Source organism: Cohnella sp. 56 (assembly GCF_037963805.1).
In the GTDB taxonomy this organism is placed as follows: domain Bacteria; phylum Bacillota; class Bacilli; order Paenibacillales; family Paenibacillaceae; genus Cohnella.
Genome location: NZ_JAZDQE010000002.1, coordinates 526455 through 540056, shown reverse-complemented (window position 1 = coordinate 540056; position 13602 = coordinate 526455). Strand labels below are relative to the sequence as shown.

The 13602-nt window shown below is 63.8% G+C and carries 9 protein-coding genes; 2 read left to right on the top strand and 7 right to left on the bottom strand.

Annotation, left to right across the window (positions count from 1 at the left end):
• Nucleotides 1-195: 195 nt before the first annotated feature.
• The 6 genes from VQ071_RS05310 to VQ071_RS05285 form a co-directional block, all read right to left on the bottom strand.
• Nucleotides 196-1050, bottom strand: a complete 855-nt coding sequence (locus VQ071_RS05310; RefSeq protein WP_340512819.1) for a GNAT family N-acetyltransferase — start codon at nucleotides 1048-1050, stop codon at nucleotides 196-198.
• 23 nt (nucleotides 1051-1073) lie between these two features.
• Nucleotides 1074-1823, bottom strand: a complete 750-nt coding sequence (locus VQ071_RS05305) for a creatininase family protein (protein WP_340512818.1) — start codon at nucleotides 1821-1823, stop codon at nucleotides 1074-1076.
• A gap of 162 nt (nucleotides 1824-1985) precedes the next feature.
• On the bottom strand, nucleotides 1986-4451 hold the full coding sequence (locus tag VQ071_RS05300) for a beta-mannosidase (protein ID WP_340512817.1): 2466 nt from the start codon (nucleotides 4449-4451) through the stop codon (nucleotides 1986-1988).
• A 69-nt stretch (nucleotides 4452-4520) separates the two neighbouring features.
• On the bottom strand, nucleotides 4521-5975 hold the full coding sequence (locus VQ071_RS05295; RefSeq protein ID WP_340512816.1) for an aldehyde dehydrogenase family protein: 1455 nt from the start codon (nucleotides 5973-5975) through the stop codon (nucleotides 4521-4523).
• Complete coding sequence (locus VQ071_RS05290) at nucleotides 5972-6982, bottom strand: U32 family peptidase (protein ID WP_340512815.1); 1011 nt, start codon at nucleotides 6980-6982, stop codon at nucleotides 5972-5974. The genes VQ071_RS05295 and VQ071_RS05290 overlap by 4 nt, the downstream gene beginning before the upstream one ends.
• 281 nt (nucleotides 6983-7263) lie before the next feature.
• Nucleotides 7264-8454: an enolase C-terminal domain-like protein gene (locus VQ071_RS05285; protein WP_340512814.1), complete on the bottom strand. Its 1191-nt coding sequence runs from the start codon at nucleotides 8452-8454 to the stop codon at nucleotides 7264-7266.
• Between the two features lie 145 nt (nucleotides 8455-8599).
• Here VQ071_RS05285 and VQ071_RS05280 point away from each other — a divergent pair, with 145 nt between their 5' ends.
• Together VQ071_RS05280 and VQ071_RS05275 are read left to right on the top strand one after the other, a co-directional pair.
• The gene (locus tag VQ071_RS05280) at nucleotides 8600-9529 is read left to right on the top strand and encodes a helix-turn-helix domain-containing protein (protein WP_340512926.1); all 930 of its coding nucleotides are present in this window, start codon (nucleotides 8600-8602) and stop codon (nucleotides 9527-9529) included.
• A gap of 91 nt (nucleotides 9530-9620) precedes the next feature.
• Nucleotides 9621-11822, top strand: coding sequence for a hypothetical protein (locus tag VQ071_RS05275; protein ID WP_340512813.1), 2202 nt, complete (start codon nucleotides 9621-9623; stop codon nucleotides 11820-11822).
• A gap of 118 nt (nucleotides 11823-11940) precedes the next feature.
• Here the strand turns inward: VQ071_RS05275 and VQ071_RS05270 are convergent, their stop codons facing one another.
• Nucleotides 11941-13602, bottom strand: coding sequence for a glycoside hydrolase family 28 protein (locus tag VQ071_RS05270; protein WP_340512811.1), 1662 nt, complete (start codon nucleotides 13600-13602; stop codon nucleotides 11941-11943).

Below are 13602 nucleotides of genomic sequence, written 5' to 3'. Positions count from 1 at the left end.
CGGGTATTGCTAGTGCGAACATGCCGTCGCGCCCTCGCGATGCCGCCGTCGCATCGAAGATTCAAGCCTCGGCTCCGGCGACAGGCTTATCCGCGGCCCATATTTATACTACTGTCAGTTCCGCAGCCCTGTCGATGACCGATCGACCGATCATGATGACGTTTCCGACGATATGCCGGCAAAAAAAAAGAGCGCTCAGCCTTTCTCAGCGCCCGACGAACCGTAAATCATGCTAGGCGTACCGGGAAATTCATTGTCCCCCAGGTACATTCGGGAAAAATCCCGCTGAATTCGAAAACCATGCTTTTCCATCATCTGCATGCCTTCGGCATTGGGACAAGGCAGGTCTAAAAAAACGCGGCCGCCGTCGAGCTTCGACAGCAAGGCCGCCAGCAGCGCTTCTGCCGTCTGTGCGTCCGATGCCGCCCAAGGGCCGATTTGAACAGCTTCGTATCCTTGATGCGCCATTATATACCCCGTAATTCCCCGCGCGTTGTGCGCATAGAAGGAATAACGTTCGTCTCTTTTAGAGAGCTGCGCGAGGACAGACCTTCGATTTGCGCCAAAAATCAATTCGTCGTACGCGGCGATCCCGCTCAGCTGCTGCACGGTCAATGGCTCGACCCGTCCGTCTTGCCAGAGCCCGGATGATGTCTTCGAGCGTCCCGAGGACGGCGCAATACGCTTCTCATGCCTGCTAACGGCGTACTCTTCCTGAAATCCCAGCGGAACATATACTTTTTTCCCCATAGCCGTGGCATCCAGCTTAATGCAGCGCACCCCGCTGCCCTGCAAATATCGAATACCCAGCTGCAGCAGCGCTGTTGCGATTCCTTTTCCCCGAAAGACGGGATGCACAAGCACCATGCCGATCCATCCGATACGGTTGCCGTAGCGGATGGTCGTCATCGTGCCTGCCCTCTCTCCATCAAACTCGGCAAGGAAGCAGCCTTCGCGGTCGAACGAGAGGTAGCCATGCCAGTCCTGCTCCGTCTGATTCCAGCCTGCGATATTTTTAAGCTCCATCGCGAAGGGGATATCGTGCTCCATCAGCCGCCGGATCCGCATCCCTGTCATTGTCCGGCCTCTCGGGCATGCCTCGCCTTCACCTGATGGGTGCAGCGCTCCACTTCATCCAAGTATTTTATGCCTTCCTGCAGCATGAGCTCAACGACCTTGCGACCCTTCTCCGCGGTAGCCTCCGCAGGGAAGCCCCAGTACCCGTCCTCCGTAATGTCGCATACGTCGAAGTAATCCATGAACGCTTGGGGCACAAAAACCGGGTCCGCCTGCACTTGGATATCGGACACATACTCCGGATGAAGATGGAGCATCAACGATGTCTCCATTTCTCCGGCATGAACGTCGTTTTGAACATGGTCGAATATTTCGTGATATTTGGGCCTTGCCACCTCTCCCGCATACAGGAGGACAACCTGGAAATCTTTCAGCTCCCGATTCAAATTCCGGACCGCAGGCTTGATGATCCAGTTGCCGCCATGGAAATTGGCTATAATCAGCTTGCGGAAGCCGGAAAACTGCAGTGATTCGGCGATATCCCGGAGCACCAGCGCCAATGTGTCTCCCTTTAAGTAAACCGTGCCTCTGCCCTTTCGATGCTCGATGGACGAGGAGATGGCCAGGGCTGGCAGCAAGTAGGCATCCAGCTTTTCCGCCAACCTTTTCGAATAATATTCCGCAAAAATCGTATCCGTCCCTATCGGCAAATGGCTCCCATGCTGCTCGGTAGCGCCTACCGGCAGTACGGCGATTTGGCAATCGGACGCTTCAAAATCTTTTTTAGTATGGAATATAGTCAGCATGAAGACGCCTCCTTTTTATTCCATTATGTGAGAAACAGGCATTGCGACCAATATTGCATTTGTAAAGTTTGATGCGACATTTCTGTCCGGTTTTAATAGCGGTCGGCCGCCGTCCCGCACAAACGATCAAGGAACGATACGTTCGCCGCCAACCGTCCCGCCTTAATAAGTATCCGTCAGACTGGTCACAGTCAGCTCCGCCCGAATCTCGTCCAGAGAGGCGGCCTTGGACAGTTCCGCCTTCGGCAGCCCGATCCGCCTCACCGTGCCCGCAGGCAGATCGAAGTAGTTGTCGTCGAACAAGCCGTCCAGCGTCCAGAACGACAGCTCCACGTAGCGGGCCAGCGACGGCGCGGATAGCTCGACCACGAACCGATCGGCTTCCTCGGTCACATCGGCCCGGATATCCGTGTGCTTAAGCTCCACATACTTGGCCGGAGCGAAGTACGCCGTGCCGAGCGAGGCGGGCGCGCCGTCCGACTCCAGCGCATACTCCAGGTATACGCGCCGCCGGACGTCCGGCGACGCCAGCCGCTCCGCGAAATCCAGCTCCGCGACGCAGATCGCGCTAAGCGGGTCTGCCTTGAACTCGGCGCCGCCGCTCTCCAGCACTCCGCCGTCCATATCCTTGAGCGCCCAGCTCACGTTGCCCTGCAGCGCGGTCAGCCGCTCGTTGGCAATATGCAGAGATACGTCGGTCTCCGTCTCGCAGGCGGACAGCAGCACCGGCGCGAAGAACCGCCGCGCGAAGTAATGCAGCGCCTTCCAGCGGCCGAAGTAGTCGATGCTCGCCCACGACAGCGTCGGCCAGCAGTCGTTGAGCTGCCAGTACAGGGCGCCCATGCAGCGGCCGCGATGGCGGCGCCAGTGCTCGACGCCGTAGCGCATCGCCTCGGCCTGCATCAGCTGCGACACGAGTCCGAGCGAACGCAGATCCTTCGGATATCGGAACGTCTCGGCCAGATAGGCTAGAATCTTCTGGTTGCCCGCCGGATTTTTCTGATGGCACTCCATCACGTACGAGAACAGATTGCGGTCCTCCGGCTCGGTGAACGACAGCGTCGTCCGATAATCCGGCAGCGACTCGAATCCAAACTCGGACATGTACCGGAAGTACGTGTTCCGGTAGTCCGTGAACGGCTGGTTGCCGTGCCACACGTCCCAATAGTGGCCGTCCCCGTGGTTCTGCCCGTTCGACTCGAAGAAGTCGCCGCCGGACGACGGGGAGCCGGGCCAGTAAAATGTATCCGGCGCCAGCTCGCCTACGAGCGCGGGCAGCCGCTCCTCGAAGAAGGAGACGTATGCGCGGCGGTTCTCCTCCGTATTCGCGATGCGTCCGTCCTCGAAAAACATCTCGATCTCGTTGTTGCCGCAGATCAGGCCGATCGAGGCGTGATGGCGAATTCGCTTCACGTTGTCCGCGAGCTCCGCCACCGCATTGTCGATGAACGCCCCGTCATCGAGCGGATAGACGCCGCAGGCGAACATGAAGTCCTGCCAGACGATCAGGCCGTACTCGTCACATAGGTCGTAGAAATAATCGTCCGGATAAAAGCCGCCGCCCCATACGCGGATCGTATTGAAGTTGGCGCGGACGCAATCGCGGACCAGCCGCTCCGAGCGCTCCCGCGACAGCCGGCCGAGCACATTGTCCTCCGGGATGTAGTCCGCGCCCATGGAGAAGATGTCGACGCCGTTGATCTGGAAGGCGAAGGCGCTGCCCCACTCGTCCGGCTCGGTGTTCACCGTCAGCTCGCGAAGTCCGACCCGCAGCGAGCGCTGATCGAGCGTGCTGCCGGATGCGTCCAGCAGCGCGGCCTCGACCCGATAGAGCGGTTGTTCGCCGAAGCCGTTCGGCCACCACAGCTGCGGGTTGTCGATCTCCACGTCGACGGAGGCGGATTCGTTCAGCTGCACGGTTCGGACCTGACGGAAGCCGTCAGGCCCTTCGACGGTTACCTGGGCCCGATACGCGTCTTCGGCGATGCGGTCCGCGCGCAGCGCGACGTTCAACTGCACCCGGCCCAACTCATGCCGCTGGCGGACCAGCACGTCGTCCCAACGCGCACCTGCGACCGACAGCAGCTTCACGCTGCGCCAGATGCCGCAGTCCGGCAGCTTGGGTCCCCAGTCCCAGCCGGACATATGGTGAGCCTTGCGCAGATACGTATAGCCCTCTACGACCATCGGGATGCCAAAAAGCGCATACTCGGCCTGCCGCTTCCTCATATAGGCGACCGAAGACCGGAAAACGACGCGCAGCTCGTTGCTCCCCTGCACGAGCAGATCCCCGACTTCGACCTCGTAGGTGCGGAACATATTGTCGGATGCGAACAACGGCCGTCCGTTCAGCTCGACCTCGGCGAGCGTATCGAGTCCTTCGAACCGGAGCAGTCTTCTCGTCCGGGACTCCGCCTTCCCGGTCTCCCAGGCGAATGTCCGGCGGTATTCGTAATCGTGATCGAACAGCGGCAGCACCCGCGCCTCGTTGTCGCGATAGAACGGGTCCTCGACCTCGCCGCCGCGCAGCATATCGCCGAGCAGCGTGCCGGGCACGAGCCCCTCCCGCCATTGTCCTTCGCCGAGCCTGCGGTACTGCCATTTGCCATCAAGCGTCAAGATTTGCATGTTCAGTTATCCTCCCGTTTCCTATCCGAGTCGTCGGATGCTATCGTCTCTATGCGCTATGATCGACGCTCATTCGGTAGGAGTGACCGCGATCGTCTGCACCGACGTATAAAACTCGATCGCCGCTCTTCCCTGCTCCCGCGAGTGCGAGCTCGACTGCTTGATGCCGCCGAACGGAGCATGCGGCTCCACGCCCGCCGTCTCTCCGTTGATCTTGAGCATACCAGCCTGCGCCGTCCGCAAGAAGCGGAACATCCGGTCCAGATCCTTCGTAAAAATCGCGGCGCTGAGCCCGTACTTCACGTCGTTCGCGATCGCCAGCGCCTGCTCCAGCCCGTCGGCCGCCACGATGGCCAGCACGGGCCCGAACAGCTCTTGCTGCGATAGCTCCGAACCGGGATCGACCCGGTCGAACAGCGTCGGCTCGATGTAATAACCGCTTGCCAGCGCCTGCGTCCGCGGTGGTCCGCCGCCCGTCAGCAGCCTGGCGCCGTCCGCTGTCCCGCGCCGGATCGCCGCGACGATCGATTCGTTCTGACGGCCGTTGACGACCGGGCCGAGCACGCAGTCCCGCGCCAGCGGATTCGACAGCTTCAGACTGCGGGCTTTGGCAACCAGCAGCTCGGTGAAGACGGGTACGATCTCCCGCTCGACGATCACGCGGCTCGTCGCCGTGCACTTCTGCCCGGCCGATCGCATCGCCGCGCTCAGCGTCAGCTCCGCCGCCAGCTCCAGATCGGCGTCGGCCGCCACGATGGACGGATTTTTGCCGCCCATCTCCAGCTGATACTTGGCGCCCCGTCCGACCGCCTCGAGCGCGACCCGCTTCCCGACCGCGTTCGAGCCCGTGAACGTCAGGGCGTCTACGCCGGGATGCGCGACCAGCGCTTCTCCGGCTTCGCCGCCGGCGCCGGTAACGAAGTTGACGACGCCCTCGGGCAACCCGGCCTCCGCCAGTATCCGCATCAGCCGGTAACCCGTAATGCCGGCATCCTCCGCCGGCTTCCAGACGACGGTATTGCCGTAGGCGAGCGCCGGCGCGATCTTCCATAGGGGAATCGCGACGGGAAAGTTCCAAGGCGTCACGACGCCGACCACACCGATCGGCACCCGGTTCGTGTACAGCAGCGACCGGCCGTCGGAGGCCGGGTACACCTCGCCGACCGCCCGCATGCCCTCGCCGGCATAATAGCGCAGCAGCGCCGCGCCCCGCTTCAGCTCGCCCTCCGCCTCGCCGATCGGCTTGCCCATCTCCCGGGTCAGCAGCTCGGCGATCGCGCCGGCCTCCCGCTCCAGCAGCCCGGCGGCGCGAAAGAGCAGCTCCCCTCGGGCCGGCGCGGCCATCGCCCGCCACGCCGGCAGCGCGGCCCGAGCCGCACGGACCGCCGCATCCACGTCCGCCGCGCCGGCCAGCGGGTATGTCCCGACCGTCTCCGACAGATCCGCCGGATTCAGCCGGGTCGCCGTCTCCCGTGCTTGACCTTCCGTCCAAGTCCCGCCGATATAACAATGTGCCGCAATCATTCGATCCCTCCGTTCGTCGTAGCCGCCGCGGCTCCGGTGCCCGTAGCGGAGCGGGAGCCCCATCCGTCTGCCGGTCCGTCCGGCACCGGAACTGCAATACCCGCCGCGCCGAGCGCAGACGGGACGGCGTCGGGACAATAGCGTCCGATCATCTGCATACCGAGAGCGGCCCGGCGCACGCGCTCGACGCAGAGGGCGACGTTCGCCCCTTCCAGATGCGCCCCGGACGGGTAGACGTCCGGATGATTGCGCAGTCCGAACTTGATATACACCGGCGACATCAGCCGGATCAGCTCTGCAATCTCATAGTGACGGACGAATCCGCCGAGCGTGTCCGGAGCTTCGACGTAGATGTCAAGCGGCATGTCCACGGCCTGCCGGATCGCCGCCAGCTTCGGCAGCGTCAGCCCGGTCGGCAAGTTGTACGTATCCGCGCCGAGGTCCTGCATGATCCGCGCCGATACCGGATTCGACGCCATCATCTGCACCGAGCACTTCACGACAAAGTCGGGCGGCAGCTCACCGCTCTCCTTCATCCGCCGCGTGAGCCAGAGCAGCCCTTCGTCGGCCACGAGCGCGCCGCGCAGGCCGAGCGATGCGCCCCGCTTCAAGTCCTCCATCGCATAGACGAGCTGGTCCGCGCCTTCATGGCGCAGACCGGCCGCTCTGCCTCCCGGCGTCAGCGGCATCGCGGAGATGTCCCACGTCCCGCGCGGTCCGACGAACAGGCTGAGCTCCATGCCCCGCTCCGCGCACATGGTGACCATGTCGCGGATCTCCCCGTCGGTCAGCAGCATGATGCCGCTGCCCTGGGACACGCGGTGCACGGTCAGCCCGTAGCGGTCGGCCTCCCGCAGCGTCGCCTCGAGCGCAGCCGGCCCTTCGACGCTCGGCAGCTCCACCCGGTATTGCGCGCCGTCGGGGAACCGCTTCGCCGAAGTCGGCAGCTCGTACAGATCCCCGCCGGCAAATCCCAGCGATCGTAAAAATGCTCTCGTCGATTCCATGATTCCGCTCCCTTCCTTCTTAAAACACCTATACGGCAAGGCCGTCGATCGCTCGACAGCCCCGCCGGTCATGCCGCCGGGCCAGGCGGCCCGCCGCAGGTGCACCCCTTGCGAATGCCTTCTTCTTACTGCTGCGCTTGCCAGGCGTCGAACTGCTTCTGGTATCCGGCGACACCCATCTTGAGCGGATAAAAGATTCGCCGCATTGACGGCCTTGTCGCTCAACGACTGCGTACCTGGCGCGGACGCCGAGCGGCCGCAAACGAGCCGATCGCGCAGGGCTAGCCTCTCGACTGCCTCCACGGCAGACGCATGATCGCTTCGAAGCCGGACGGATCCGGCTCGAAGCCCAGACCCGGCGTCTGCGGGACCCCCACGCAGCCGTCCGGACCAAGCTCGAACGGCGCCTTCATGTAGCCGGCGCCGATACGCGTCACCCCGCCCTCCCTGCTGTCGTTCACTTCGTTGTGCTCCTGGATCAGAAAGTTCGGCACGGCGGCGCCGAACTGGATGCTCGCCGCGAAGCTGAGCGGACTGAGCGGACAATGAGGCGCGACGGACGCGTAGGAGGCTTCCGCCATCGCGGCGATCTTGCGCAGCTCGGTGAATCCGCCCGCATGCGCCAGATCCGGCTGCAGCACGGCCGCCCCGGCTTCGAGCGCCTCGCGGAACGCCCACTTGCCCATCCAGCGCTCGCCCGCCGCCACCGGTACCGGCGCGGCGTCGACGACGCGCCGGAGCAGATCGATGCGTTCGGGCGGCAGCGGCTCCTCCACGAACAGGAGGCCGAGCGGCTCGAACCGGCGGATCAGCTGCTGCGCCCGCGACAGATGCGTATTGTGGATGTCGACCGCGAGCCCGATCTCCCGGCCGACCGCCCTGCGCACTGCTTCGACGCATTCGACGATCCCGTCCAGGTCGGCGTCGCGCTCCAGCGTATCGGCGGGGCCGAAGTGCAGCTTCAGGCAGCGAAAATCCCAGCCGAGCAGCGTCTCGGCGGCACGGGCCATCCGCTCCGGGGCCCGGCCGGACGCCTCCTCCGGCGCGAGCCGGTGCGGAGACGGCCGGTACGGCATGCCGGGCGCCACCGTGTAGGGCTGCTCGTCGTGGCAGGCCCGGTACACCTTCACCCGGCCGCGGTACGACCCGCCGAGCAGCTTGTGGACCGGCAGTCCGTAGGCTTTGCCCGTCAAGTCCCAGAGCGCCATATCGATGCCGCTGATCGCGCTCATCTTGACAGGCCCGCCCCGGTAGCCGTTGCCGGACTCGTACATCTTCTTCCACAGGTGTTCGAGCCGCGTCGGATCTTCGCCGATCAGCAGCGGAGCGAGGCGGTTCACCTCCGCGATCACGACCTCGGGATGGTCCTCCAGGTACGGCTCGCCGAGTCCGTATAGGCCCCGATCGGTATGGATGCGGACCCATACCCAGGAGGGCGGCACTTTCAACAGCTCGAGCCTGGTGATTCTCATTGACTCCCACCTCCGCGGAGAAGCTTTTTCATAGTATTATTGTAGAAACAGCCAAGCCTTCTGTATTTGGCGCATAGGCGCAAAAGAGTATCCGTTATTACGAATTTTAAACTTTTAGGATAGGAGCGTGCCTGCCGTGACCGAAATGGACCTCGCCGCCCTGCACCCGCAGGAGACGCTCGAGGCGCTCAGCGACTTTCGCTTCCCGCCGTATATCTCGCTTGCCCATATTTTCCACGCACCGCGCGACTGGGGCTTCGCCGGACGCACGCTCAAGCAGTATGCGCTCAATTACGTCATCGGCGGACGCGGCGAGTTTACCGTCGAAGACAACGTCCATCCGGTAGAGAAGGGAGACGTTTTCTTTTACCGCCCTTATGAAACGCATGGGTTGCGCGCGCTCCCCGGCCGGCCGTTCATCTCGATTACCGTCGTCTTTCACTTCGCCCATATGCCGTGTCCCGCCGAGGAGCTGCTGGAGGGCGCGCATATGCTCGGCCGCTTCGACGGGCATGCGGTGGAGCACCAATTCGCCGAGCTCGTCGCCAAATACCGGCAGCCGGGCCTTGAGAACGGACTGCTATGCCAGTCTCTCCTGCTGTCCATTCTGGCGGAGACATCCCGCCGGGTGGCGGAGGGCCGGCAGGACGCCGCCGTCTCCCGCAAAAATCTGGCGCGGCTCGTGCTCGTGAAAAATCATATCGAGAGCCGTCTCGACACGGGATTGAACGTCGAGGAGATCGAACGGCTGTCCGGACTTACCTGGAATTATGTGATCGCCGAGTTCAAAAAGGCGTTCGGCATCACGCCGATGCAGTTTCTCATCTGGGCACGCGTCACCAAAGCCAAGGAGCTGGCGCTGCAGTCCCCGCTCTCGTTCGGAGAGATCGCCGCGCGTGTCGGCTATAACGACATTCATGCCTTCGGCAAAATGTTCAAAAAAAAGACCGGGATGAGCCTCAGCGACTTTTGTTCCTCCCTGTATGATGCCGATCATCATATCCGGTGGCCGAAGGCGGTTCACGATGCGGCCGCCGACGAGCCGGCAGACCGGAAAATTCGAAAATCGCGATAATGGATACTCAATTCCCCGTCCGGGCTACTTACTTTTCCTGGCTGCGCTTCTATACTGAGAGCGACAACAATCGCGAAGGGAATGAGCGCTCATGATCGAAGGAGCCGTGAACACCGTCTTGACCGCAACGGCGGACGGCATGAAGCTGGAGTGGGACGTATCGCGGGACGAGGCGCGACTGCTGAGGGAAAATCCGGGTACCGGCGCGGCGCAGCCGGAAGCGGGAGGCAACCCGGTCTGGACAGGCAGTCTGCTGCCCGCCTTCGAGCTCGATGCCGACGGGACTGCGGTGTATGTCAAAGCGGTCGCGAAAAGCTGCGTGGCCGGGCAAAACGGGGAATGGCGGATCGGTCTCGACCTCGGCGAGCACGGCTCGGGTGCGATCGTCTGCGATATGCCGGGCTGGGGATTCCGGATCAAGCGGCTGGACGTGACATGGTCCCGCACGCCCCGCATCGTATCGCTGCAATTCGGCACCCGGCCGCTGACGGCGGCCGAGCGCCGCCGCACACCCAGCGCGGCCAGCGTCCACTGGCCGGATTGGGAGGCGGAGGGCTACTGCGTGCCCGCGGCAGGCTCCTCTCCTACGCATTCCTTCTGGCGCTCGTGGGATATGGGCGACGCGCGGCTGCCGCTCGGCAGCTTCGGCGACGCCATGGGGACGCCCTATGCGGCGGCCTTCCCCCGCCCGCTCTATGCGGCTGCGATGGGCGGACGGCACGGCTGGCTGGCGTTCGGTCCCGGCGAAGTGCCGGATGCGCCGCTGACGCTGAGGCTGCAGTCGTCCACGGCCTGCGTTCATTATGCCTACCGCGAGGATCTGTGGGGACCGGTGGATGCGGACACCCGCGTATGGACCGAGCCCCTGCGGCTGGCATGGGGCGGGTCGGGCTACGAGGCGCTCGCCGCTCTTTTCGACAGCTTTGGCCCGTTCGAGCCCAAGTCCCCCCGCCATCTCCGTTCGTTCGTATGCACATGGGGCGACTTCAAGGAAGGACGCTTCGATCTGAAAAAATTCGTCAACCGGATATCCGGCGCTACGCAGTCGGATATGGTCATTCTGGACGATTCTTGGGAAACGTTCAACGGCAGTGCGGAGCCGGACTATGCGCTGTTCCCGGACTTCGACGCCGACATGGCGAACATCCGGGCGCATGGCTACGAGCTCGCGTTCTGGCAGAGCGTCGGCTGGACGGACGATCCCGAGGCGCAGGGGCTGACGAAGGAAGATCTGCTGTGCGGTCCCGACGGCGAGCCGCGCGAGTGGCGATGGTCCGGCAGTCCGTTCGGCGCCAAGTTCCATTATTTGCTCGATCCGAGCTCCGAGCGGACGAGACGGCTGATCGCGGAGCGCACGGAGCGCCTGGTAGCGCGCTGGAAGCCGGCCGCGCTGAAGCTCGACTTCGCTTACGGCTATCCCGGTCCCGATGCGGCCGTGCCCCGCGACCCGGCCTATCGCGGCGAGAAGCTGGCCTTCTCGCTGCTGAAGCTGATCCATGACGCCGCCAAGTCCGTCGATCCGGACATCACGATTATTTATTACGGCATTCATCCGCTGATGCGCACCGTCTCCGACCTCATCAATATCGACGATCTCGGAGATGCCGGAGACAGCGCCGCGCACGAGATATCCGGCCACAATCAGCGCTGCCTGTGGGCATCGCTCGCGGCAAGGCACGGCATGGCGGTCAATACGTCGACCGGCTATTATTACGGCGCGCTCGGACCGATCCTGCTCGACACGGCCGTCGTCGGCGTCAACGGCCTCACGCTAGGGGAGAACGACAATGACGGCAAGCAGATGGAGCCCGCCGATCTCAACCGTTGGGCCGCGCTGCAAACCTGGCGCCGGCGCACCTGCGGCTGGAAGCCGCTATGGCTCGACGCCGACACCGGCAGCCTCAAGGGCGAGCCGCGGCTCGCTTCATGGGGACGGCTGGAAGCCGGTCCCGACGGCGGCGAGCCGAACCTGCTGACGGCGCTGGCGCTTCGCGGCGAAGGACAGGACGCCGTCTCCTATCCGGTCGCCGGCACGGTCTCGTTCACCGGCCGCTGGGCGCTCATCGCGCAGGACGACCGCGACATCGCCGATGCGCAGCAGGTCGCCTGCATTCCGTTCGCTGCCGGCGAGCTGCTGCTCGGCCGCCCGTTCGGCCGGGTGCGCGTCTACGCGGCGGACGGCGGCAAGACCGTGCCGGTGCGCACGATTGAAGCCGCCGATCTGCCCGGACGGAAGCTCGTCGTGACCGAGGGCGAGCTCGCTTCGATCGCAGGCTTCGTGATCGAGCGCTAATCCGCTCTATCGAATGCCAAATAAACCGGCTGCTCGCGCGAAAGCGCGGACAGCCCGTTATTTAAATCCACATCCACGCTTGGAACGCCATTGCCCTGCAGACACGCCAATTGTCGACCTACGCTCGCACTTCGAGCGCCGCTCCCGCGGGACCGATCTCGCCCGCGCCTTCGATATTGCCGTGTTGGATGAAGCCGTGCCCTAACGGCGCGATCGCTTCCCGGGCTTCGAGCGTCACGTTGCCCGCATACAGCGCCGCGCCCTCCACGCCTTCCGCGCGCAGGAAGCAGGATGTGCCCGGCGCCGCAATGCTGTTGCGGACGACCGCACCCCGGCCGCCGCGAAGCACGATGGCCGTGCCGTCCGCCTGCGGCTGGCGCCCGCGGAAGCCGTCGATCTCGAGCTCCGCGAACGCCTCGATCTCGATGCCGCTGCGGCAATAGTCCGGCATCCCGTCGGCCCATTCGAGCTCGAAGCCGCGCAGCTTCAGCCGCTTCACATGCTTCGCGTACAGTGCCGGGATGTCGTGCCCGAACACGTTCAGCTCCCCGTCCAGCGTCGGCCGGCAGTCGAAGTTGCCGCCGAACGTCTCCATCAGCGGCCCGCTTGTCATCTGCATCCGGATGTTGTCGAAGGTTATATCCTCAAGCGGCGTATGCTCGCTGCCGTACAGCACGATGCCCTGTTCGCCACGGATCGTGACGTTCGAGAACGTCACGCCGCGCACGCGGCCCGGCTTCACATGACGATCCACGATCCGTCCCGCATGCTCAAGTCCCGGCAGCGCGGAGATATGGATCGGCTCCGCCTTGCCCCACCATTTGCCCTTGTGCAGCCGGGTCTCGATCGTGATATTGCTGAACACCACATTCTCGATCGATTCCCCTTCGCGCAGGAACAGACCGATGCCCCGGTTGGAGTCGCGGATGACGATATTATGGAACAGAAAATTGCGGAAATCGTACGCGTCCCATCCGATCCGGATGCCCGCCGATCTGGACTGGATCGTGCAGTTCTGCACGACGATGTTCTCGTTGGCCCCGCCGCCGAAGCCTTCGGCGCAAGGGCTGAAGGCCAGACCGTCGTCCCCCGCCTCGATATTGCAGTCGCTGATGCGAACGTTGCGGCTGCGGCTCACGTCGATGCCGTCCGCGTTCGGCACGAGCAGGCTGTTCTTGATATCGAGCCCGGTCAGCAGCGCGCCGTCCGTGCCGGCCACGTGGAGGCACCAGTTCGGCGCGTTGCGGATATGGACGCGGCTCACTTGAGCATCCCGGCCGTTTAAAATGAGGATCAGAATGCCGGGCCTGCTCTTCATCTCGACCGGACCGTCCTCCGCCTTGTCGTTTTCCCGAAAATAAGCTTCGCCCTGCCGCGTGAACGACGCGTCGAAGTCGCGCAGCAGATCGGCCCGCTCGTAAAGAGCATAAGCATCGCCGTTGCCGTCGATGGTGCCGCGGCCTTCGATCGAGAAGCGCTCGGCCCCGATCGCTGCGATAAGCGCCGTATTCCGATGTTCGCTCGTGTACGGCAGCTTCGGATAATCGTCCACGTTCGGACTGCCGAGCAGCACGGCCCCCGCCTCCAGGTACAGCGTCACATCGCTCCGCATGAACACGGTACCCGACAGATAGACGCCCGCAGACAGCCGTACCGTGCCCCCGCCGCGCTCGTGGCATCGCGCGATCGCGCGGTTGATCGCGTTCGTGTCCAGCGCGTTCCCGTCCCCTGCCGCACCGTAGTCGCGAACGTCGTACATCGAATGATTGACTGCCGTCAT